This is a genomic window from Marinomonas fungiae (assembly GCF_001418205.1).
Lineage (GTDB): Bacteria > Pseudomonadota > Gammaproteobacteria > Pseudomonadales > Marinomonadaceae > Marinomonas > Marinomonas fungiae.
In genome coordinates, this window is sequence record NZ_LIQF01000003.1 from 420,582 (window position 1) to 444,963 (window position 24,382).

Genomic DNA, 24,382 nt, shown 5'->3' on the forward strand with positions numbered 1-24,382 from the left:
TCAGTGCAAAGAATTATTTCAACTCTTGGCGTGCTTGCGATGCCAAGCGCACATAAGCATTGGATTCACCATAGTTATTGTAGCCCTCTACACGTTGAACTACTTCGAAAAATACGCCGCAGATTTCTTCCGTGTAACAGTGGAAAAACGCACCCGCTTCGTTTTCATCGTACATAATGTTGTGCTCTTTCAACTTCTTAACCAGTGCAGGCTCTAACCCTAAGCGGGCTTCAAGATCACGGTAGTAATTATCTGGAATAGGCAGCTGTTTCTCTTGGTCCATGTTTTTTACCGCAGCAAAGATGTCTTTACATGCAAAGGCAATCTGATGCACACCCGAACCACCGGCTTTTTTCATAAAACGTTCTGCGGATGCATCACGGGCGTTGGTCATATTAATCGGGATTCGCACAGACTTGTCTTTGTTCGTCGCCGTGCGACTGACCACTAAACCATGAATGTCTGGCAAATCCTGTCTCGGCTCAATTTCAAAGCCAAAAATGGATTTGTAGAAAAAGCCCGCAGATAGAAAATCCACGTTAGAAACCGTTTGCCCGACGTGATCAACGCGAGTCAAACCAACTCCTTGCTCCCCTTTGATGCCTTCAATTTCAACAAAATCCACATCAAAAAAGCGATATCGACTGTTAGCGCCAACAAGGTAAACCAAACTATCGCCAATACCTCGAATGGCTGGAATGTTTAATTCCCCTGGCCCCGCTTGATTAGCAAAGCGTTCCGCACGATAACGCTCTGCCATGCGTAAGGTTTCTTTCACGTTTTCCGTTAAGAAGCCCAACGCACAGACAGAGACACCATGCTTTTGAAAATGCTCATGAGCCTGACTAGCCGGCTCACGGTTTAGAATCAAGTTGATATTACCTTGGCGCATCAGGCTCACGTTTTTCGACACATGTTTGTGGGTTTCATGAAAACCCAACTGTGCCAACGTTTTGATCAACTCTTCGCCCGACTCACCTTCCACCGCAAACTCAATAAACTCAATATCTTTGACATCAGGTACGGTGACGGGCTGAGTTTTAGTTTCTTCTTTTGAAACGGTTTGATCGTCTAACCAAATCAGTGAACGCATGCCATCGATAGCTTTGGCAATGGGCGATGACGAACGGAATTCATCGTTAAATATTTCGTGAGACAAGTAATCGTCGAAGCCTTTGTCTTTCAATACTTGTAAAAATTCCACCACAGGCATATCCCCTTGACCGGGGAAACAACGCGAATGGCGACTGTAAGTAAGATAATCTTGGCGTGGCATAATCGGGGCATCGGCTATTTGAACCAAAGCAATTTTATCTACTGGAATTTCATCACGAAGGCAATCGAGCGTATTACCACGAGAATACATATGGAAGGTATCAAGGTTGATACCAAGATTAGGATGATCGGTACGCTTCACTAGATCCCAAGCATCCATATAATCGGCAATGTGGTAGCCCCATGCCAACGCTTCGTAGCCTAGCGTCATTCCCTCTTTTTCCGCCATTTCCGCTAGAAAACGAAGATCCGCCGCACACTGATCACGGTCACCCGAGGCATAAGATTGCACGTTGCTGCACATTAACAAGCGGCTGGTACCTAGCTCGTGCGCCACCTCCATTTTGCGCTTTAGCATTTCGCGTTTTTGTTGGCGCAAACGTTCTGGCATCCCTTCCATGTCACGAAAAGGTTGCAAGGCGATGATCTCAAGACCCAAGTCATCTGCCATCTTACGCACTTCGCGCGGCGAACGTTCGTATTGCGTCAGATCGTTTTCAAAAATTTCAACGCCATCAAAACCTGCTGCGGCAGCCGCTTCAAGCTTTTCTTTTAACGTGCCAGAGATGGTGACGGTTGCAAGTGCGGTCTTCATATGGAGCCCTCAATACATATTGTTTTAGTTATATAAAATCGACAGATTTTTATAAAAGCTAATGTTTTAGTGATGAATTTATGCTTTGAGAGGATATATCGACCGTTCAATGGAATGTAAATGAAATATAACGCAAAAAATAACACTAAAACGGAATACATAAAGTTTAGCTTTCCAGTCTCTACCGTTTAGATTTTCTACTGACAGAATTGGTGTCAAATAATGCTTGGATGAGACGACAACGATCGCTAGGAATGAGAGATGGGGTCGTCACAATTGCGGGCTTTGGATAGCAGGTTGTGCTTAAACGAGTCATAGCCCCTCAGTCAACGTTCGTGGAACACTGACTGAGAGCGCAACTCAGCGAAGTTGAAATGAAAGTTACGAGCCGGGGTTGTTCGCTCCTTGAGCGATATGATGTCTTAACATCGCTAATGCGCCCTCGACATCATCTTTCAAAATATTATCAAGCAGCTCTCTATGTTCGCCTTGCGAATTTTGACCACGAAATGGGCGTTTTTGCAGCGCCAATAGCTGATAACGCATGTATTGCTCAATGATGGAGCCATGATAACGAATCATCTGGTTCGAGCCACAATTCGCCACCATGGTCATGTGAAAGTCACGGTCCGCGCGCTCCCACGCCTGAACGTGAGCACGCTCATCTTGCAACATGAGCTCTTCCATACAACTCAAACGGTAATGGGCTGCAATTAGATCAGACTTCCACCCCATGATCCCTGTTGAGTTACACATAGATTTTTCTAGCCCAGTAAGCTCCAACATAGTTCTAAGCTCCAGTAGCTCATACAGGTCTTCTTTGGAAACCTGCTGAACACTAAAACCTTTTTGATCGATAAAACGCACAAAACCATCCGACACTAATCTCATCAGCGCTTCACGTAAGGTATTGACGCTCGCACCATAGCGAATTTTCAGTTGGTTCAGTTTTAACTTTGCACCCGGTGTAAGTTGCCCCGTCATAATGTCGCTACGAAGCTGTTCGTAAACGGACTGACCCACCAGTTTTTTCTCTACAATTTCTAGCATGCGCGGATTCGGGCTCTTATCTAATACGATACCCAAATATCAAAGGGACGATATTCAGTGGCCTCATTCTAAACAGGAATGAGGCCACTGTTAACTAGCAAGCACTATAAGAAGGATTAAATTAGGTCACTCACCACATCATACTGCTCACGAAACTGCTGCCAAACAGGCTCAATATTCTGAACTGGTTGACCAGTGAACAGCTCAAAAGCGTCGATCCCCTGATAGAAAAAAAGATCAAAACCGGACACAATTTTTAAACCGGCTTGATTGGCAGCGATCAAAAACTCAGTGTCCATCGGTGTGTAAACCGCATCAAAGGCCCACGACTGCCCCGCAAAATGCTCTACCGCCAAGGGAATCCCCGGTGTGCTGTAATGGCCAACAGGGGTACAATTCACCAAACCATCTGCTTGTTTGGAGGCTTCGCCAACCTCTTCTGCTGGCACATAACGTGCTTTGTAGCCCGCAGCATTGACTGCATCCACAAGAGATTGCGCCCCAGCGACATTCAAGTCGGTTACCATCAACTCGGTAGCCCCCACTTCAAATAGGGCAAAACCAATCGCTCGTCCCACACCGCCAGCGCCTATAAGTAAGACTTTGCCAGCTGGCAAATCTCCAACTCGACCGCGGTAACCACGAATGAAGCCGGTGTAATCTGTATTAAAGGCATAGATCTTGCCCTCTTTTATACAAAGAGTATTGCTCGCACCCGTTTTACGCACCGCTTCATTGACGACATCCGCTCGCTCAATGGCGATTTGCTTGTAGGGAAAGGTGACATTAGTGCCGGTAAAACCTTCTTTTCGCATTTCGTCTAATTTTTCACTAAATGCCTCTGCACTCTTATCCGATGGCACTTGAAGCTCATAGCTGACTGGCAAATGATTCAATGCCCCCAGCATTTTATGCAGTGCTGGTGCACGTGAAGCACTGATGTTTTGACCAATTAGGCCGAGTTTATACATTCTGATTACCCTCATTTATCGCATACGGCTCGTTGTCGATAACCGCCATAAAATATTGAACAATCGAGAAAGTATCCTATATTTTTTAGATTGGTCAAATAACGTTTTCGCCATGTATACACCATAAAAATTCAATCGTGGTTGCTTCTCTAGCGGCTCTTTTCGTAACGCCCGAGAGATCAAACCCAACTAGATACGCCGAATCAAAATCCATATTGAAGCGTCGCAATACTTATTTCTGAATACTTTAATGCGTTTTTAGAATAGCTTAAATAATTGTTTTAAATATATTTTTAACCTAAATCAATCGTACTTTAAAAAGCATGTATTCCATTTTCAATATACTGACACACTAAAAAATCACTTCTCTTAGGCTAAGCTTTAGGTCATTTTGAATAGAGTCTAGACCTGTTCGGCAGGCAGACAGCTCCGTCAACCAACTCAGCGGAGATTTTTTTAAACCCACGAAAAAATATAGGGTATTTTTATTATCTACCTATAGTATTTATTTTAGTGGGTATTAGAATGATTGAGTCTTTCTAAGTGACCTTCGCTGTGGGACTAAAAGCAAATACAAAAATAACGAAATCGGGTGGTTCCCGAGCTTGGAGAAATGATATGAAACTATCGAAAAAACTGATGCTTAGCCTTGTTGCCGCTGGCGTTGCTAGCTCTGTAAGTGCTGCAGATATTACCCTTACTCTAGGTCATGTTGACCCGCAAGAGTGGACCAATTCAAAAAAAGGCGCTGCGACAGAAGTCTTTAAAAACCTAGTGGAAGCTGAATCCGGCGGTCGCATTGAGGTCAATGTGTATCCAGCAGGCCAGCTTGGTGGTGAAACTGACCTTGTCCAGTCTGCCCAAGAAGGCATGATCAGTATGACGATGGTGTCAGGGGCGTTTGCCAAAGTCTGTAAAGAAGCTGCGGTTCTTGAAATTCCGTACCTTTTCCCTTCTGCTCCCGTGGCATGGGAAGTACTTGACGGCGAATTTGGTCAAGCCTTATCACAACACTGTTTGGAACAAACAGGCCTTCGTACCCTAGCCTACGGTGAAACTGGCTTCCGTAATTTCACAAACTCTAAACGTCCCGTTGCAGAGCCAGCCGATCTAGATGGTCTAAAAATCCGCGTTATGACACTGCCGTTGTACGTTGAGATGGTCAAAGCGATGGGCGCAGAACCAACACCTATTGCGTGGCCTGAAGTACCCTCTGCGTTAACAACTGGCGTAGTAGACGGCCAAGAAAACCCTGTCAGCGTGATTAACTCTAATAAGTTTTACGAATTCCAGAAGTATCTGACGTTAGATGGTCACGTATACGGCACTGACTTCTTACTTATCAATGATGATTTGTATACGTCTTTAAGTGATGCTGATCGTGCCATCATCGACCGAGCTGCCAAAGTAGCTGGCACCATGGGACGTGCTATTCAGCAGTTTAAATCTGCAGAGGGCCTGAAGTCTCTGGCTGAGAACGGCATGGAAATCACAACACCAACCGCCGAACAATTAGCGAAATTCCAACAAGCGGCGCAACCCGCTGTGCTTGAATGGCTCCGTGGTGAAGTAGATGGCGAATGGATTGATCGCGTTCAGGCTTCGGTTAAGGTCGCAGCAAACAAATAGCCCCGCCTTATCAACGTAAGTGAAATGATCGGGGAGCAATCACTCCCCGATTCCAATCTCCCTTAAAATCGGAATCTCCCATGAAGCGCCTTTATAAATACCTTCTGTCTTTGCTGACAGGCTCTTCTCTGTTTGTGGTGTTTGCTGTGGTGTTTGCCAGCAGCCTAAGCCGCTATTTGTTTAACTCCCCTATACAATGGGCCGAAGAAGCGGCTAAGTACGCCATGATCTATGGCACCATGTTTGGCATGGTTCTGTGTTACTTAGAAGGTATTCATATCCGCTTTACGTTCCTAGAGGATGTTGTTCCTGCCAAAATTCGCAGTATTTTACATGTTCTTTCCGACATCATTGCGCTCGTCGCAGGCAGTGTGCTGTGTTATTCCGGCTATCTGTTCATGATGAAACGTGGCGGCATCGAAGCCCCAGGTACAGGCATTGCCATGCATTACTTCCAAGCCGCAATGGTGATTGGCGGTGCAGGCTTAACCATTGCAGCCATTTTTAGGCTAATTGAGCGAATGACTCAGTTCAGCTCGTCATTGCAAGAGGATCAATAATGTTAGGTTTCGCTATATTACTGGTCTTGCTCGCCATCGGCAGCCCGATCGCTTTCGCAGTGTTATTGGCGGTTGTGGGACACGTTTCCACCCTGCCATTTAATGTCAGCTTGGTGGCCCAACGAATTTTTGCTGGGTTGGACTCCTTCTCAATCTTAGCTATCCCGCTGTTTGTACTGGCGGGTGAATTAATGAATGAAAGTGGTATTACTAGCCGTATTATTAACTTTGCCAACGCCTTGGTTGGACACATGCGCGCCGGTCTTGCACAAGTGAACATTTGGGCTTCTGTCATCTTTGCCGGCTTATCTGGTTCAGCCGTGGCGGATACCTCTGCCTTGGGTCGAGTGTTTATCCCAACCATGGAGAAAGAAGGCTACCCGCGCTCCTTCGCTGCCGCGTTAACCGCCGCTTCCTCTGTGATTGGGCCGATGATTCCTCCCAGTATTCCGGTGATTATCTATGCCTTAATTACCAGCGGCGTGTCTGTACCAGCATTATTTCTCGCTGGGGTGACGCCAGGTCTTTTCTTGGCTGTGGGCTTGTCTATTTACGTGTATTGCTTTGCTGGTCACTATGCGCCACTCAAAGAAAAACTCACGACAAAAGAGCGCCTTAAAGCATTTGTGGACGCTTGGATTCCGTTATTTATGCCCATCTTTATCGTCGGTTCAATTCTGACTGGTATTGTAACGCCTACCGAAGCTGCTGCCTTTGCCGCCGCCTATGCACTAGTGGCTGGCATGTTTATTCTTAAGAGCTTGAAGCTGACGCAACTACCAAGCATTTTCGTTCGAGCAATGCGTGATTCATCGGTCATTCTCATTGTCATCGCGGTCGTCGCAGCAGCCAACTGGTTACTAACCTTCTCTCGTGTACCGCAAACCGTGTCAGCGATGGTATTGGAGCAGGTATCAAGTCCTTGGATGTTCTTGCTACTGGTGAATGTCATTCTATTAGTGGTAGGTCTGTTCCTTGAAGGGATTGCGGCCATGTTGATCCTACTGCCAATCTTGCATCCGATTGCCATGAGCTTAGGCATTGATCCTGTTCACTTTGGCATTGTCGTGATATTCAACCTAATGATTGGCTTGGTGACTCCGCCAATGGGGATCTGTTTGTTTGTCTCGAATTCAATCGCTAACGTGGGGATTGCCTCTATCTCCCGTCAGATTATGCCGATGTTCTTGGTCGAACTGGCGGTTTTAATGCTGATTACCTTTGTACCCAGTACAGTCACTTTCTTACCAAGACTGTTCGGTTATTAACGATTCTAACTGCTATAAAATCCCCGTGGTCTACGGGGATTTTTTTTGCCTGTTCGCCATCAAAACCAGATATTCACCTTCTCTTAATGACGGCCACTTTGATCAAGCGCCCTTACAAAACAACAGCATATAAAGCATAAGATTTCGCTCTTCTTTTCGCCATTCCGTGCTAGTGTTGAAAGAGAAACATGTATTACTGCGATGAAAAGGACAGATCATGAGCAACACAAATACAGATTGGTGGCGCGGCGCCGTTATTTATCAGATTTACCCTCGCAGCTTTATGGACTCAAACGGTGATGGCATTGGCGACCTGAAAGGTGTGACCGAAAAAATGCCCTACATTGCCTCCCTAGGCGTGGACGCTATTTGGCTTTCCCCTTTCTTTACTTCTCCCATGAAAGATTTCGGTTACGACGTCTCCGATTATTGCGATGTCGATCCGATCTTCGGTGAGTTAGCGGATTTTGACGAATTGATTGAGAGTGCCCATCAACATAAGATCAAGGTCATTATCGACCAAGTATTAAATCATACCTCTGATCAGCACCCTTGGTTTAAAGAGTCACGCTCAAGCCGTGACAACGATAAGTCAGATTGGTACGTCTGGGCCGATGCAAAGCCTGACGGTACGGTACCAAACAATTGGTTGTCGGTATTTGGTGGCCCCGCTTGGCATTGGGACAGTCGCCGTCGCCAGTATTATTTGCACAACTTTTTAGACAGCCAGCCGGATTTGAATTTTCACAATCCAAAAGTCGTCGATACTTTGCTCGACAGCGTACGCTTCTGGCTGGAGCGTGGTGTTGATGGTTTTCGCTTAGATACCGCCAACTATTTCTTCCATGACGCCTTGTTGCGCGACAATCCACCTAAGAAAGAAATCATCGAAGGCAGCATTGGTGTGAGTTTAGATAACCCCTACGGCTACCAGTTACACCTTTACGATAAGTCACGACCTGAGAATATTCCATTTTTAGAGCGCTTACGCTCCCTATTGAATGAATACCCTGGCACTACGACTGTGGGTGAAGTGGGCTGTGACTTCTCCCTCAAAACCATGGCACAGTACACTCAAGGCAACGACAAACTGCACATGTGCTACTCGTTTGATTTACTCACCCACGATAGCTCCATGACCCATATCCATAAAACCATGAGCACCATCGAGGACGGTCTCGGCAGCGGTTGGCCATGCTGGTCTATGAGCAATCATGATGTGGAGCGTGTTGCCTCCCGTTGGAACCAAGGCAAAGCCTGTGCGGCTAAAAGCAAAGTGTATATGGCGATGCTGCTATCACTGCGCGGCAGCGTTTGCTTGTATCAGGGGGAAGAACTCGGCTTACCGGAAGCTGAGTTGACGTTCGAACAACTTGTGGATCCATTTGGGATTAATTTCTGGCCTGAGTTCAAAGGGCGCGATGGCTGTCGAACACCATTCCCTTGGAGCAATGAAGCCAAAGGCGGCTTCTCTAGCAGCGACAAGCCGTGGCTGCCGATCAGTGATAAACATTTGCCGTTGGCCGTTTCCGAGCAACAAGGGGATCGTCATTCGGTGTTGCACGCCTATCGGGACTTTTTGCATTTCCGTAAGCACCACCCAGCATTGATTTCAGGTGACATTGAGTTTTTATACAGCGATAAGGATATTTTACTGTTCACTCGCACTCATGCTGAAGAAACCTTAATCATAGGCATTAATACTGGCGATCAGGCACACTTTACCTCTCCTCTTAATTACGAAGTCAAAGATATTGTCATGCCTGAGGGTTTAAAAATTGGTCAATATGAACAACACAAAATGGTGTTGCCATCCAACTCCGTTTACATTGGCAAGATCGTGAAATCCCTATAAAACAAAAAAATACTGTATATAAACACAGTAATCAATAAAACCTCATAAAAAAGGGCTTCTTGAGTATTCAAGAAGCCCTTTTTCGTTAACGGCTGAACATTATCCAATCAATGCAATTTCAGCTTTGGCTTTACCACTTTGCCGATACGCTGCGCCGCTAGAATAATCATGGCTTTGAACCAACCGTGGATGGCAATCAGGTGTAGTCGGTACAATGAGACATACACAAAACGTGCTAAACGGCCTTCAACAAACATGGAGCCTTTCATCAAGTTACCCATCAGACTGCCCACGGTGCTGTAGCGGCTTAGGTTGACCAACGAGCCATAATCTTTGTATTCGTAATCTTTTAAAGGCTCGTTTTTAAAGCTCGCCAAGATATTCTCATGCACAAGAGAAGCCATTTGATGGGCAGACTGAGCACGCGGCGGTACAAAGTTACCATTGGCTTGCTTACAAGCACAACAATCACCGATGACATATAAATCTTCGTATAAAGTACTTTGTAAAGTGCTCTTCACCATGACTTGATTGCTACGGGTAGTTTCAAGGCCTTTGATGTTTTTAATAAACTCTGGCGCTTTAACGCCCGCTGCCCAAATCATCAGATCCGAGGCAATAACCTCTTCATCCGCAGTCACTAAACCTTCTTCACGGGCTTCGGTGATGCGCGTTGCTTCACGCACGTGAACACCTAATTTTTCTAGCTCTTTTTTCGCGTTAGTAGCAATGCGATCAGGCAAGGCTGGAAGGATTCGAGGTCCCGCTTCGACCAGCTCAACCTTGACCTTATCTTTTGACATTTCAGTCATGCCATAAGTTTTCAGCAGATCCGCCACATGGAAAAGCTCAGCAGAGAGCTCAACTCCTGTCGCGCCGCCACCCACAATGGAAATGTGCAGCTTTTCATCGCCCCCCAACTGATGCACACGCATAAATTGTTGTAACAAAGCTTGCTGAAAGCGCTCCGCTTGACGGTGGGAATCGAGGAAGTAACAGTGATCTGCGACACCCGGTGTGCCGAAGTCATTGCTGACACTACCGACAGCCAAAATTAAAATATCGTAGCTGACTTCACGGGAGGGAAGTACTTCGTGACCTTTATCATCATGGATAGATTCTAAACGAATGACCTTGTTATCAGGGTCGATGTCGTAGGCTGTACCCAGTTTGAATTTGTAGTAATGCTTGGTCGAATGGGCACGGTAGTTAATACCGTCGGTATTGATATCTAAAGACCCTGTCGCGACTTCGTGCAGCAAAGGCTTCCAGATGTGGGTTTGTGAGCGGTCAATCAGGGTAATCTCGGCGTGTTTACGCTTACCCAAGCTGTGCCCTAGACGCGTAACAAGCTCTAAGCCGCCGGCACCACCGCCGAGTACGACAATTTTTTTCATATAAATCCCCAAACTGTGAATGATTTGCTAAGCACTGGCATTGCTTAGCAAATCACTCCTCAAAGAGAGGAGCAAAGCAAAACCTAGATGATGTTATCTAGGTCGCTTGGCAAGAAGTCTATCTAAGGCATTGGCGAAGCTGGCTTTATCACGATCCCCATAGGGTGCGGAACCACCCGTGTCGAAACCGCTAGAACGCATTTGATCCATAAAATCACGCATTTGCAGTTTCTGTTTTATGTTCTCTAGAGTGTATTGCTCACCCTTTGACGTCATCACTAGACCACCGCGGGCAATACAATCGGCAGCAAGCGGAATATCCGATGTAATCACCAAATCACCTGGCACAACATTTTGTTCAATGTAGAGGTCCGCTTCATCGAAACCACTTGGCACGACTTTTCGAGTTAGCCATTTGTTGTTAGGTAACGCAACGGCGACATTGGCAACAAAGATACACATTACTTCGCAACGTTCGGCGGCTTTGAAAAGGATAGGTTTGATGGCGTTTGGACACGCATCGGCGTCAACCCAAATTTGCATTGAAAACTCCTTAAACTGGAGTTCCATTATTGCCGTAAGGAAAGGCTTTGGCTATAGAGAAAATTGCAACGATTAATAAAAATCCATTATTTTGATTAATGTTGAGTATGCGCTATACACACTCAACACCAATGAAAAAAAGATAAAAATATTAGTTTATTTATCTTTTAAGTAACTCCACTGACGGAATTACCCCTGCAGACGAAAATGACTTAACGGATGCCGCCAATGAATCAGCACGCACCAGAATGTGATCAAAATAAAACTTCACCTTGCTACGCCACACATCATCCGCGGCATCACTTTGTGCGCCTTTAAGAAGCAACCAGCCACCGATCACGTAACCGGACAACATCATAAAGTCGTAGGCAGCCTCACTCGACTCCACTTCTCCATCCAGCAACCACTGCTTAGCATCCTGCAAAAGGCTGATATAGCTTTTTAACACAACCACCTTATTCACATGTTGAGTAAAAGCAGACACATCGGTTTGCATTTCTTCAATCAAGGAAGACATGGCTGCACCTTTATCAGCAGCTAACTTACGCCCAACCAAATCCAAAGCTTGAATACCGTTGGTTCCTTCGTAGATTGGCAAGATACGCGCATCACGCAACAGCTGAGCCACCCCCGTTTCCTCGATATAGCCCATTCCTCCATGCACCTGCACTGCGAGCGAGGTGATTTCTTGCGCCATTTCAGTAAGCCAACCTTTAACGATTGGCGTATATAGCTCGGTCCGCGCAAGATGCTTTGTATCTGTCTTAGAGAGATCGCTTTCAACCGATGCCACATACATAAGGCTACGCATGGCCGCTAAACTACTGGACATCAGCCAGATCATTCGACGCACATCACCGTGCTCTGCTATGGCCACTTTCTCAGGGGAACCTTTGACCGATCCCTGCTTACGCTCCAAAGAATAGTCTAACGCCATTTGATAGGCCGCCTCAGCGACCGCTAAGCCTTGTAAGCCAACACTTTGACGCGCATTGTTCATCATGGTGAACATGGCCGCTAAGCCTTTATGTTCTTCACCAACCAAATAACCAATCGCGCCTTCAGTTTCACCATATTGCATGACACAAGTTGGCGAGCCATGAATCCCCATTTTATGCTCAAGCGACAATGGGTAAACATCGTTACGACGCCCCGCATGGCCGTTTTCATCAAGCAAGTATTTCGGCACTAGGAAAAGAGAGATGCCACGCACGCCTTCTGGCGCATCGGGTAAACGAGCAAGCACCAAATGAATGATATTTTCACTCATAAGGTGATCCCCCCAAGTAATGAAGATTTTCTGTCCAAAGATGCGATAGTGATCGCCGTCTGGGACGGCTTTGGTCTTAATTGCCGCCAAATCCGTACCCGCTGAAGGCTCTGTTAAGTTCATAGTACCGGTCCATTTACCCGACACCATATTCGGCAGATAGGCTTCTTTTAATTCTTGGCTGGCATGTGTTTCAATGGCGTCTACGGCTCCTTGGGTCAACAAAGGACACAGAGAGAAAGACAAGTTGGCCGATTGAATGCCTTCATTGAAAGCCACCTCTAAAGCTCTAGGCAAGCCTTGACCACCGAACTCTTCTGAAGCCGCTAAAGTTGTCCAAGCGGCTTCCTGAAGGAGCTCGTAAACATGTTTAAAATCTGGCGTTTCTTGCACACAGCGATCGACCATTTTCGGAGGCTGTTGATCACCTAACCTATTTGTAGGCGCAACACATTGCTCAGAGAATTTTGCAGCTTCAGAAAGGATCGGCTCAAGAATATCCGCACCGTAATTTGGAAAATGCGGCTCCAATCGAGAGATACCGGCAATATGCTCCAAACAGAATTGAATGTCTCTTGCGGGATAGCGATAACGGCTCATTGATCGACTCCTTGTAGATTCTTATTTTTCTATCGTAGTTTTTAATAGAAAGAGTGGTCAATTAGAGCATATTCGACAATGGCAAATGATCGCTAATTTGCTGACAAATATGCTCAAGCGCGGCGTTTATCACACTTGGAAATTACTTCAGCGTTTGGTAATCCGCATGTTTGCGATACTCACCCGGCGTCATCCCTGTCCACTTCTTAAAGGAGCGATAGAATGCGCTCGGCTCCTCAAATCCCATTAGTGCCGCAATTTCATTGAAAGAGAGTTGTGGTGCATTGATATAGGTAATCGCCGCTTCTTTACGACATTCATCTTTGATTTGCTGGAAAGAAGTATCTTCATCGGTCAAGCGACGGCGCATAGTCGACACACTCATATTCAACATCGAAGCAACCTCCTCGGCAGATAGCATTTCTTGAGAAAAATCCTTGCCAAGAATCGATATGATGCGCGACTTGAGGCTATTGTCATTATCCACCATCACCAACAACTGATAAGGCGCGGTTTTCAAAAAACTACGAAGACTGTCTTCACTTTGCACTAAAGGCATATCCAAGTAAGAGGATGGGAAGACCAAGGCATTACCATGTTGGGAGAATTTCACATCAGACTGAAATAAGGTCTGGTAATACTCCACATCATCAGGCCGCGGAGTGGTAAAGTAAGCGGCTTTAAGAACCAAGCGACGACCAATCAACCAACTGATAAAGTGATGCCACATGGACAAGGTTGTACGAACTCGCTCACGAGATTCAAACGCTTTATCCAGACTAATCTCAGCACTGCTTTCAAGAGACTCAACCGGAGCAAAAGTCACTTTGGCAAAACGTCCTTTCTTTACCGCAATGGGTTTGATCGTCGGCCCACGGCAGATTTCATAGAAGTCACTGCAACGCTTAAGCGCTTGCGCCAAGTTTTTCGAGTGCAAGATGCAAAGACACATCATCCGAAATGAGCCCTTCGGCATTTTCCCACCGCTCAAAATGCAAAAAGACTCGTCATCCATCATTTGCATAATACGCTGGTACAATAGACCATAACGGTAGACAGATATCCCCTGACTGCCCTCAACATCAGCTCGACTTAGCCCGACTTCTGACAGTAACGGGGTAATATCGCACCCTTGCTTCTCTACCGCACTCACAAGATAACGTACACTCTGAGCTGGAACAGTCGCTTTAGATTCCATGCAATCAAGCCCCCTCAACCCTTACTCATGATAAATTAGGCACAAAAAAAGGCCGCATGATTAATGCAGCCTTTTAGTTTTATTATTAGTTATGCTCTGTTAATGCATTGAGTAGATCATTCTTAATCGAGTCTTCAGACTTCGCTTGCTCTACTTTAGCACTTACAGAATCTTCCACCTTAGGAGTGAAAGTAAAGCGCTTTGGACGCACTTTAGGTTGCTCTGATTCTTTCTCAGGTAACAAACCTAAACGCTCAAGCTTACGATGAGCTTGGTCTTTGCGTTGTTTCGCTTTTTTTGCATCAAATTTAGAAGGAGACGCAGCTTTACGCGCCTTCTTCTGCTCTTTTAGCATTTCTTTGGTACCGGTTTTACCAAGTTTCCCTTTCATGCTACGGGATTTCTTTACGCGAGACATAGTTAACCTCTCTAACAAGTTGCCTATTGTATCAATCTAGTTCATGGAGGTCACGCTGATCGCTCAAAGATTAACAATCTACCTTAAATGCACGATGGCCTTTTTTACGCAGGTTACCGACTTCACCAAGAGCCGTCTTCGCCGCGTCAGCATCTTTGGCGATAACCGCCGCATCCAATGCTTCAAAAGCTGTAATAGTGTCATCGATCACAGATTGATAATCCGCTTTGCGATTTGCCAACTCTTCGCCCTCTAGAGCTTTTTCTTTAAACATATAAGGCGTTTCTTCACGCGCTTCACGCAAAGTGGCGATGATTGTATCAATACGCGCATCGGCAGCGGCAAAATCTTCCTTTTTCACCTCAAACGCTAAACTCTTCATCTCTGTCTTCAGGGTTTCCATGTCTTCATGCAGTGCTGAGTCGCCGCAGTGCTCGTGAGCAAAAGAAGCCATACTCAAACTTAACAATGCACTACCAATAACGATCTTAGATCCAATCATTAAACCTCTCCTAATTTAGTAAAATTCTATCTATTATTATTCAGTTTCTTCGTATTACATGATAACAGCTATAGATTATTTTTTATGCTGCAAGTTCCCATGATTTATACCTTAAATCGAGCGATTTGATGCTCTAAACGGTCTGCTAGTTGAGCAAGAGACTCAGCCCCCTCTGCCGTTTTATTCGCTTCATCAGATAGACGATTTGAAATATCCTGAATTGACAAACTATTTTTAGATATCTCTGTGGTAACAATGTTTTGCTCTTCTGCAGCGCTGGCAATTTGCATCGCCATATCACTGATCTTCTGTACCGCATCAAGAATCGAACTCAATGCAGACGCTGCGGCGGATGCCTCAGATACAGCGCCATCAGCGATACGAGTAGAGCGCTGCATTGAGCTGACAACATTCGACGTAACTGAATTAAGCCCTTCAATCTTTTCGCGTATTTCTTCGGTCGAACTCTGAGTACGCTGCGATAACAAACGAACTTCATCAGCCACCACGGCAAAACCTCGTCCTTGTTCACCTGCGCGAGCCGCCTCAATTGCAGCGTTCAACGCCAGCAAATTAGTTTTCTCAGCAATATCTTGGATAGTGAGCAAAATAGAGCTAATCCCCTGAACATGCACATCGAGATTAGTGATAATTTCAGAGGCATTGTGCACTTCAGCGGCTAGATTCTTAATCTCGTCCTGTGAGCCGTTCACAATACGACTACCCTCATTAGTGTTTTGTGCTGCCTCACGAGAGGCACCAGCTGTATTTTCAGCGTTCAAGGCTATTTCTTGCGTTGCAGTAGAAAGCTGATTTACCGCTGTGGCCACCATGGTAATTTCATCTAATTGGACATGCAGCTCTTTTCTAGACTGTTGCGAATGGGTTTTTGAGTTATGCGCTAGGCCATTTAAGCTAGCAGACATGGTTTTAATATCGCTGATCAAGCCAGACAAAGTACCCAAGAAACTATTGAAGTGAGCTGCAAGCTGACCTACTTCATCACGACTATCCACTTCAATACGCTTCGTTAAGTCACCTTCACCCTTACTGATTTCTTCAAGTGCCGAACTCACTTGACTGATGCCTGCTAACAACTTAGAGCTGATGACTGAAATAATCAAAGAGATGACTAAAGCAACAAAAATTGCCGCTGGAACTAATGTAAACAAAAGCTTAGTCAGCGGTGCCATGACGGCTTCTTTATCTAACTCAAATACAACCGTCCAGTTACTATTTGGCACATCAAATTTGGAAACTAGCTTGCCATTAATAGAAATTAACTCGCCATTGCTCAAATCTTGCAACGGGTAGCCGAAGACTTCTTTAACAGTCTTATTGTAGTTATCCTTGTTACTGTCAGCTAAAACAATACCGCTTTTATTTGCTAAATAGGCCTTGCCTTCCCCCGCCAATTTAACATCAAGCACCCCTTTGGTCACATCATCCAAGTTAATATCTGCACCAGCAACACCGATACGCTGACCGCCTTTCATCACTGATTGCGCGGCTGTAATCATTAGATTACCAGTTGAAGCGCCTACGTACGGTGAGGTGAAGATGACGTTATTGGACTGTTCAGCATCTTTGTACCATGGGCGTTTACGGGGATCATATCCAGGGGGGAGAATATCATTCGGATCACTTTGAAGCATATCTCCTTTGGCGGAACCGAAGTAGCCTAATTCGAAGCGGCCAGCCAGCGTCGCCTGTTGTAGAATTGCAACCGATGCATCGTTATTAGCCAAATAATTCGACAACGCATAAACCGCTGCCTCTTTACTCTTACGCCACTCGCCAATTTTTTCCACTTGCCCTGTACCGATAGCAACTATTTCGTTATCTATGCTGCGCTCAATCGAACTTTTCAATTGCATATAGCTGATTGAACAGACGACAAATGCCGTTAGTACTGCACAGCCAAATACCAGCATGGAAAATTTTCTTCTAAGTGTCATTCACTACCCCGATCTATTATGTAGTTATCGAATTATTGTTATGTTTTACTCTATGTTTATGAACATCATAAGAAACCCTGACTAGGGGCTCTAGGTGCATCTAACTCAAGTATTGTAATATCAAATATGAAATTAGGTATCAAAAAAGTATTTTATAAATCGTTATGTATATCTTTCAGCTTATTCATAGCGCATACCGGATATGCTAAGGAATGTGACGATCGTAGCGCAATGGCGGCAGCCATGGATGCCTCAAGCAGCATCATGGAAGGAAGTAGCTTTCAGCGCCCCAGAGTATTGAAACGTCACCACCCTAGTAAACGCAAAGAGGTCGCTACTTACTTTGAAAGTAGCGACCTCTATTACACCTTGTTTTGGATTGTTTCAGATGACTGTGAAGCCGGCTTCATAAAACGTACCAAAGGCAAGCATTAGTCTTTTTTATCATTAGCATCGTTAGACTCAGACTTAGCTTTACCCTCTTTGTCTTTATCTTCTTGCTCATCTTCGTCTTCACCAAGCTTAGAGATTTCCTCTAAACGCTTTAGAATACGAGCGGATAAAGTAACATCTGGGTAATTACCATCTTTATCTGCCACACCTGGCTCAATGCCAGTGAGTAGATGCAATGCCTCATCCGCTTTCTCAACTGCGTAAACATGGAATTTACCCGCTTCAACCGCCGCGATAACTTCGTCATTTAGCATCAAGTTGATGACGTTGGATTTTGGAATAATCACACCCTGCGTGCCAGTCAAACCTCGTGCGTTACAAACATTGAAGAAGCCTTCAATCTTTTCATTTACGCCACCGATCGCCTGAACTTGACCGTATTGGTTTAATGAGCCAGTAATGGCCAAATCTTGGCGTAATGGCACCTTGATTAAAGCCGACAAAAGGCAGCATAACTCTGCGGTCGAAGCGCTATCGCCATCTACATAACCATAGCTCTGTTCCATCGCGATGGAAGCACTGATATCCAGTGGATACTGTTGCGCATAACGGTGGCCCAAGTAACCAGACAGGATCAAGACGCCTTTTGAGTGAATGTTTTGACCAAGATTGGACTCGCGCTCAATATCGACAATCCCCTTGCCACCTGGGTAAACGGTTGTCGAAATACGCGCTGGTGCGCCAAAGCTGCTGTCACCAATCTGCATAACCGTTAGACCATTGATATTACCAATGGCTTCCCCTTCACTCTCAAGCAGGATAGTGCCATCCACTATTTCCTCAAGAATGCGCTCAGCCACTCGGCCCGTACGATGTTTTTTTGCCGCCAAAGCACGTTTGACATGAACATCCGTGATTACTTCATCCTTAGCTAATTGACGATTAAAGTCAGCTTCACCTAATAGCTCAAAGACATCGCCAATTTTAGCCGCCATTTCTTTTTGATGCTCAGCTAAACGGCTGCTGTATTCGATCAGCTCTGCAACGCCCTTATTCGTCACATCCGCGTAGCCTTCTTTGGCGACTCGGTCTTTCAGTAGACGAGCAAAAGCAAGCTCTGTTTCAGCATTGCGCTTAAGGGAGTCATCAAAATCTACCAATACACGAAACATTTCTTGAAAGTCTGGATCCGCATCTTGCAGCAAGTAATAGATCTCACGAGAGCCAATCAAGATCACCTTCACCTGCAGTGGCAGGTCTTGTGGCGACAAAGTTGTCGTATTGATTAAGCCCATATCGGCATAAGGATGCTCAATTTTAAGCGTCTTGCTCTTCAAGGCTCGTTTTAAGGCTTCCCATAAATAATGATCAGTCAGCAGCTTTTCTGCATCTAAAATCAAATATCCGCCATTAGCAGCATGCAAGCTACCAGAGCGAATCAAACGATAACTAGTAATCAACATCCCTTGATCTGAGCTGTATTCCACTTGACCAAACAAGTTGCGGTAAGTTGGATGCGGTTCATATACTACTGGCTGACCACCTTCTGGAGTATGAGTTACCGCCACATTTGGCAGATACAATTCCTCATACATCGCTCGACGGCTGGTTTCATCACGGTTATCCGAGCTCTTATCGTCTACAAATTGATCGATAATGACTTTATCTAAGTCTTCACGCATTTCTTTAAGAAACTTAACGACCACCTCTTCAGCGGCGTACTTCTCAAACAATGGTGCCATCAGAGGGTCTAGCGCTTCCTTCACCGTTTCTAGGTTTAGCTCACGCAATTGTTCGTATGAAATACGCTTCCACGTTGGCAGAGACAACAGTTCATCATTTAGCATGCCTTCCAGTTCAGACACACCCGCCTGAAAATCGTCACGCTCTTCATCGGTTAAAGTAGCAAAATCCGCTTCCTCTAGTGCCTTACCTTCGCGCATTGGTGCAAAGCTGACCGACGAAGCATCACGAAACATAGCCACACCTATTTTCGAGGCATAACGCTCAACTAGGTTAATGGCAGACTCGTATTGATCATTAAAAGCACGATCAATGGCACTTTTTTGTTGCTGATAGTTTGGGTTTTCAAACGCCGCTGGGAAAGTCGCCATTAGCCCATCAATCAAAACACGAATATCTGCTTCGAAAACTTTGGATTGACCAGGCTCAAATTCAATGGCTTTCGGTGCACGGTAATCTTTAAAGTTGTTAACGTAGACCCATTCGCTCGGGGCCGACTTACGCTTCGCTTCACTTTTAAGGTAGCTGGTCACATAAGATGAACGACCCGTACCCGAATCCCCCATGACAAAAATATTGTAGCCGGGACGGTGCATCGCTACACCGAATTGAATCGCTTCGACTGCGCGCTCTTGTCCCAAAATACCGGTAAGTGGCTCTAATTGGCTTAATGTTTTGAAGGGAAGTTTGTCGCTTTCTAGTTTGGCTGCAAGCGCGCTCGGCGCAAGAGATTGAACCATTTCTGACATCTAACAGGTCCTTTTGACAGCAGCACCTTGACCCACAAGGCACTGCATTCTTTTCGTTGTTATTAAAGTAATACGTCGCTTGGGTCTACCTTAGAGAATTTACGATGAAAGTTAGTCGAACTAATTTCCATCAACTCCTCTAAGCGAATTTGCTTAATATCTGCGACGAATTGAGCCACATCTCGTACATACTTCGGCTCATTTTTCTTGCCACGATGTGGAACAGGGGCTAAGTAAGGAGAGTCCGTTTCTACTATCAATGACTCTAATGGTAATTTGCGTACTGTGTCACGCAAATCCTCTGCATTTTTAAAGGTAACAATGCCGGAAATCGAAATTAAGTAATTCAAATCCAAAGCACTTCTTGCCATCGCATAGTCTTCAGTGAAGCAATGCAGTACACCACCGATCTCTAGACTGCCATGGGATTTAATTAACTCTAAGGTGTCTTGTTTGGCGTCGCGAGTATGAATAATCGTCGGCAATTTTAGCTGGTTCGACACATCCAAATGCACAGCAAAGCTCTCTCTTTGCGCAACGTGCAATTCAGGCTCTTTATCATAAAAGTAGTCTAAGCCAGTTTCACCGATGGCCACCACCTTATCTCGTGAAGCGAGATAAAATAGGCGCTCCGGCGAACTCAACAACCCTTCTTTATGTAGTGGATGCACGCCACAGCTTGCAATGACTCCAGCGCGCTCAGTAAACGCATAAACATTCTCGAAGCTGTCTAAATCAACAGAGATCGTTAAAATCTGATTTACGCCTACCTCTCTTGCAGCATCGATAGCGCCTTGCACACCATTTTCGTAAGCGCTGACATCGAGTTTATCTAAGTGACAGTGAGAATCTACTAACATTTACCTTACCAAGAATTTAATTCGCCAATAATTTGTATAGTGGGGTTTAAATGAGTTTTATCAAGTTGTGACTTCAAATGGGTTAATTGCTGAATAAAGCCCATCAACCGATAAATATCATAACGCGCCAATAATCCTGTCACCGCCCCATGGACGTGCGCATGACATTGGTTCGTCACCGTGTATTGCACCGCTTGAGTCAATAATGCCAATAGCCCATCAATAAAGTCCGCCGTGGTTTCTTTGCTAGCCTTGCTCCCCAACTCATCACTTCGAAGATTGCCATGCAGCCATTCAGCCAACCAAGTGGGCAACTGCTGCAACATGTCAAAGCTAGGGGATTGGGTTAAAGATAGTAAGTGGTATGGCGTTTGACTAAACCACAATAAATTTGACGCATCCACATTCGCCTCATTGAGCAACCATTGACTGACTTGATCCGCATTCGGTGTTGGTAATGTCATTCGCTGGCAGCGGCTGAGAATAGTGGGCATTAACGATCGCGACGTGTGAGTAGTCAGCACAAAAAAAGTAGAGGCTGGTGGCTCTTCAAGTGCTTTAAGAATGGCATTGGCAGCATTGACATTCATTTGATGAGCATCATGCAAAAGTACCACTTTGGAATATCCCAACTGTGGCTTGTTGGCCACTTTCGCCACCACCTGACGCACAGCGTCTACTCGAATACCGCCCTCTTGACCGTCTAACACCATTAAATCAGGATGTGTATCGGCTTTGGCAACTTGGCAACTGTGACATTGACCACACGGAGCATTATCTGTTTTTTCACACAACAATAGCTTAGCCACTGCCTCAGCAAAGGCATTTTGACCAACTCCATTTATGCCACTGATTAACAAAGCATGATGAAACTTACCTTGACGACGCCATTGTTGCGCTTGCTGGTAATCCTGCTCAAGCCAAGGCGCTAACGCACTCATGCACTTGGCTCCACGATCAGTTGATTCAACTGAGTAATGATCTGCTGCTCAACCGACTCGATGCTTTGGCTAGCATCAATCACCGCAAAGCGCGCAGCATCCTGTGCGGCACGCTTAAGAAAGCCATGACGAACTTTTTCATGGAACAGCAACGACTCACCATCCAAGCGATTGGTTTCGCCACGGGTTTGCACACGACGCATACCTATTTCAACTGGCACATCGAGCAGTAAGGTTTTGTCAGGCAGTTGTCCCTTCAAGAAGGTTGCCACAAGACCATCGATTATTGACTCATCAATGCCACGAGCAATGCCCTGATAGACATAGCTGGAATCCACAAAACGGTCACTGATCACCCATTTTCCCTGAGCCATTGCTGGCAAGATTTTTTCACTTAAATGCTGAACTCGAGAAGCAAACACTAGCAGTAGCTCCGTATTAGGAGCGACCGCTTCATCACGCGTTGACAACACCAATTTACGAATTTCTTCGGCCATTGGCGTGCCACCCGGCTCCCGGGTCAGCACATAATCAATACCTTGTTGCTCAAGCCAGTTTTGGATTACCTTAATGGCAGAACTTTTACCAGCACCTTCACCACCTTCCAGAGAAATGAATTTACCTGTCATTTGTAATGCCTCTAATTGGTTGGTGTGGAAGTGTAATCTTTTCGGCGTTGAAAACGCTGAAATTTTGCAACAGCAGCATTATGCTCAACCAATGTGTTGGAAAACACATGTGAACCATCCCCTTTAGCAACAAAGTACAAAGCCTTAGTTTCCCCAGGATTTAGCGCTGCATGTATCGCCTCTTTGCCTACGTTGGCGATAGGCGTAGGTGGCAATCCATTAATTTGATAGGTGTTATAAGGCGTTGGGCGGCGCAGATCTGCACGAGTGATATTGCCTTGATAACGATCTCCCATACCATATATCACCGTGGGATCTGTCTGTAAGCGCATGCCTTTTTCAAGACGGCTAATAAAGACACGAGCAATTAAAGGACGCTCAGCGGCAACCCCTGTTTCCTTTTCGATGATAGATGCCATAATTAAAGCCTCATAAGGCGTTTTGTAAGGCAGACCTTTGACCTTGTTAGCCCAAAGCTCATCAAGTGTTGCTTGAAGCAGTTGATTCGATTGCCTCAAAATATCTAAATCCGTATCGCCATCATGATAACGAAAAGTGTTAGCGAACAGCATGCCTTCTGGTGAATCCTGTTCTAACCCCAATTTTTCAGCAATTTGCTTATCGGTTAATTCCAGCAGGGTCATTTCGATATTGCCCTTAGCCTGCATGGTTTTTAAATATTCACGAAAAGTGTGACCTTCAAGAAGGGTCACTGGGTAGAATATTGTTTCGCCGGCATCGAATAAAGTAAGCGCCTCCATCAAATTCGTACCAGGCTGAATTTCATACTTGCCCACCTTCGGAACCAGTTGTGGGTTGAGCTGATAAGCTAGGCGAGCAAGAATGGGATGCTCAATCCAGCCCATTTCGGATAACTGATTGCCAAGCTTGATGATTGAAGCGCCACGCTCTACATCAAATTGCGTCGCTTCTGTCAGATTCATTGGTTTGGTTAAGGCATTGTATGCCCAACCAGCACCTAAAGCCGCAAGAGAGAGTGCAATCAAAGCAACTAGGGCTAAACGTTTAACTAGTTTCATTGTGTCTTAAACTTGATCCATTAATTTTTGCGTCAGCCGTCCAATCGGCAGCGATTTATCTTCAAATTGTGTGACGGGTAAAATGCCACTTAAGCCATTGGTGATGAAAATTTCATCCGCTTGATATAAAGCTTCTACACCGTAACTACCAATATTGACTACCCCTTCAAAGCTTAACAATACCTTGGCTCGAAAACTCCCCTGAACGCCAGATTGATGCAGTGCCGGAGTGAATAGTTGATTGTTTTTAAGCCAAAACAAATTACTTTGCACACATTCAACCAAATGCTTGTTAGCGTCCAGTAAAACCGCTTCAAATGCCTGATTCGATAAAGCTTGCTTGGCAAGCACATTTTCCAAACGACCTAAATGTTTCAAACCGCTTAAGGAACGATTAATTGAGGCTTGAATTGGCGAGAGCAACAAAGACACCCCTTCTTTCTGCTGAGCCTGATAATTTGGCATTTCAAAAACACCAACCAGAAACTCAAAATCAGGCTGTAACGGAGGTAAATAACCTCGCCCACCACTGCCACGCGTCACCATAACTTTGATACCACAATTAGGCATTTGTTCAGCCAGACTCTGTACAAATCCCCACCACTGTTGCCAAAGCTCTTTCGACACATCAAACCCTAAACGTTTGCAGCCACGAGCCAAACGAGCTTGATGAAACAATAGTGATGGAATAGTGCCAGAGACTGTTGCGATGGTTTCAAATAGACCGTCACCGTAGGCTAAACCACGATCTGAAATGGCAAGAGAAGTATTTGGCTTAAAGTTTCTGAACCACTGCATATGATTGATCTCAAACAGAAAGGTAAATCATATCAGATTAGAAGATGGCGTCCCATAGGGGGTTCGAACCCCTGTTACCGCCGTGAAAGGGCGGTGTCCTAGGCCTCTAGACGAATGGGACATAACTGAAGCGTACTTCA

Annotated in this window: 21 protein-coding genes and 1 tRNA gene; 5 read left to right on the plus strand and 17 right to left on the minus strand. The window is 45.3% G+C overall.

The features are described from left to right. Positions 1–13 precede the first annotated feature (13 nt). The 3 genes from ASC49_RS06930 to ASC49_RS06940 form a co-directional block, all read right to left on the minus strand. The gene (locus ASC49_RS06930) at positions 14–1,870 is read right to left on the minus strand and encodes a bifunctional sugar phosphate isomerase/epimerase/4-hydroxyphenylpyruvate dioxygenase family protein (RefSeq protein WP_055462500.1); all 1,857 of its coding nucleotides are present in this window, start codon (positions 1,868–1,870) and stop codon (positions 14–16) included. 381 nt (positions 1,871–2,251) lie between these two features. Beyond that, on the minus strand, positions 2,252–2,920 hold the full coding sequence (locus ASC49_RS06935) for a GntR family transcriptional regulator (RefSeq protein ID WP_055462501.1): 669 nt from the start codon (positions 2,918–2,920) through the stop codon (positions 2,252–2,254). 116 nt (positions 2,921–3,036) lie between these two features. Next, positions 3,037–3,891 carry a shikimate dehydrogenase family protein gene (locus ASC49_RS06940; protein WP_055462502.1) on the minus strand — a complete coding sequence of 285 codons (855 nt, stop codon included), beginning with the start codon at positions 3,889–3,891 and terminating at the stop codon, positions 3,037–3,039. Between the two features lie 618 nt (positions 3,892–4,509). On the opposite strand from ASC49_RS06940, the gene ASC49_RS06945 reads away from it, so the two are divergent. The 4 genes from ASC49_RS06945 (at position 4,510) to ASC49_RS06960 (ending at position 9,203) form a co-directional block, all read left to right on the plus strand. Then, positions 4,510–5,520, plus strand: a complete 1,011-nt coding sequence (locus tag ASC49_RS06945; protein ID WP_055462503.1) for a DctP family TRAP transporter solute-binding subunit — start codon at positions 4,510–4,512, stop codon at positions 5,518–5,520. Positions 5,521–5,600: 80 nt separating this feature from the next. Then, positions 5,601–6,080 (plus strand): TRAP transporter small permease, encoded by a 480-nt coding sequence (locus ASC49_RS06950; protein ID WP_055462504.1) that lies wholly within the window; start codon positions 5,601–5,603, stop codon positions 6,078–6,080. Continuing rightward, complete coding sequence (locus ASC49_RS06955; RefSeq protein ID WP_055462505.1) at positions 6,080–7,348, plus strand: TRAP transporter large permease; 1,269 nt, start codon at positions 6,080–6,082, stop codon at positions 7,346–7,348. The genes ASC49_RS06950 and ASC49_RS06955 overlap by 1 nt, the downstream gene beginning before the upstream one ends. Before the next feature lie 217 nt (positions 7,349–7,565). Further along, entirely contained in the window at positions 7,566–9,203 is a 1,638-nt protein-coding gene (locus ASC49_RS06960; protein WP_055462506.1) for an alpha-glucosidase, read from the plus strand. A gap of 107 nt (positions 9,204–9,310) precedes the next feature. Here ASC49_RS06960 and ASC49_RS06965 read toward each other — a convergent pair whose 3' ends face one another. From ASC49_RS06965 to ASC49_RS06995, 7 genes are all read right to left on the minus strand, one after another. Further along, positions 9,311–10,600, minus strand: coding sequence for an NAD(P)/FAD-dependent oxidoreductase (locus ASC49_RS06965; protein ID WP_055462507.1), 1,290 nt, complete (start codon positions 10,598–10,600; stop codon positions 9,311–9,313). A 93-nt stretch (positions 10,601–10,693) separates the two neighbouring features. After that, positions 10,694–11,143: a YaiI/YqxD family protein gene (locus ASC49_RS06970; protein WP_055462508.1), complete on the minus strand. Its 450-nt coding sequence runs from the start codon at positions 11,141–11,143 to the stop codon at positions 10,694–10,696. Positions 11,144–11,303: 160 nt separating this feature from the next. Next, entirely contained in the window at positions 11,304–13,013 is a 1,710-nt protein-coding gene (locus ASC49_RS06975; RefSeq protein WP_055462509.1) for an acyl-CoA dehydrogenase, read from the minus strand. Between the two features lie 142 nt (positions 13,014–13,155). Then, on the minus strand, positions 13,156–14,211 hold the full coding sequence (locus tag ASC49_RS06980) for an AraC family transcriptional regulator (protein WP_055462510.1): 1,056 nt from the start codon (positions 14,209–14,211) through the stop codon (positions 13,156–13,158). 85 nt (positions 14,212–14,296) lie between these two features. Then, entirely contained in the window at positions 14,297–14,629 is a 333-nt protein-coding gene (locus ASC49_RS06985) for a hypothetical protein (protein ID WP_055462511.1), read from the minus strand. Between the two features lie 70 nt (positions 14,630–14,699). Further along, positions 14,700–15,131, minus strand: a complete 432-nt coding sequence (locus tag ASC49_RS06990) for a cytochrome b562 (protein WP_055462512.1) — start codon at positions 15,129–15,131, stop codon at positions 14,700–14,702. A 104-nt stretch (positions 15,132–15,235) separates the two neighbouring features. Next, positions 15,236–17,089, minus strand: a complete 1,854-nt coding sequence (locus ASC49_RS06995) for a methyl-accepting chemotaxis protein (protein ID WP_072242058.1) — start codon at positions 17,087–17,089, stop codon at positions 15,236–15,238. A 243-nt stretch (positions 17,090–17,332) separates the two neighbouring features. On the opposite strand from ASC49_RS06995, the gene ASC49_RS07000 reads away from it, so the two are divergent. Beyond that, positions 17,333–17,524, plus strand: coding sequence for a hypothetical protein (locus tag ASC49_RS07000; protein ID WP_245624655.1), 192 nt, complete (start codon positions 17,333–17,335; stop codon positions 17,522–17,524). Here ASC49_RS07000 and ASC49_RS07005 read toward each other — a convergent pair. From ASC49_RS07005 to ASC49_RS07035, 7 genes are all read right to left on the minus strand, one after another. Further along, positions 17,521–19,974, minus strand: a complete 2,454-nt coding sequence (locus tag ASC49_RS07005; protein WP_055462514.1) for a Lon protease family protein — start codon at positions 19,972–19,974, stop codon at positions 17,521–17,523. The genes ASC49_RS07000 and ASC49_RS07005 overlap by 4 nt on opposite strands. Before the next feature lie 62 nt (positions 19,975–20,036). Beyond that, positions 20,037–20,834, minus strand: a complete 798-nt coding sequence (locus ASC49_RS07010; RefSeq protein WP_055462515.1) for a TatD family hydrolase — start codon at positions 20,832–20,834, stop codon at positions 20,037–20,039. A 5-nt stretch (positions 20,835–20,839) separates the two neighbouring features. Further along, positions 20,840–21,775, minus strand: coding sequence for a DNA polymerase III subunit delta' (holB, locus tag ASC49_RS07015; RefSeq protein WP_055462516.1), 936 nt, complete (start codon positions 21,773–21,775; stop codon positions 20,840–20,842). Further along, a complete protein-coding gene (gene tmk, locus ASC49_RS07020) occupies positions 21,772–22,404 on the minus strand; it encodes a dTMP kinase (RefSeq protein ID WP_055462517.1) in 633 nt (210 codons plus the stop codon). Before tmk ends, holB begins: the two co-directional genes overlap by 4 nt. 11 nt (positions 22,405–22,415) lie before the next feature. After that, the gene (mltG, locus tag ASC49_RS07025) at positions 22,416–23,444 is read right to left on the minus strand and encodes an endolytic transglycosylase MltG (protein WP_055462518.1); all 1,029 of its coding nucleotides are present in this window, start codon (positions 23,442–23,444) and stop codon (positions 22,416–22,418) included. A gap of 6 nt (positions 23,445–23,450) precedes the next feature. Continuing rightward, a complete protein-coding gene (gene pabC, locus ASC49_RS07030) occupies positions 23,451–24,242 on the minus strand; it encodes an aminodeoxychorismate lyase (RefSeq protein ID WP_055462519.1) in 792 nt (263 codons plus the stop codon). A gap of 45 nt (positions 24,243–24,287) precedes the next feature. After that, positions 24,288–24,363 (minus strand) — tRNA-Glu (locus tag ASC49_RS07035). Positions 24,364–24,382: the final 19 nt, after the last annotated feature.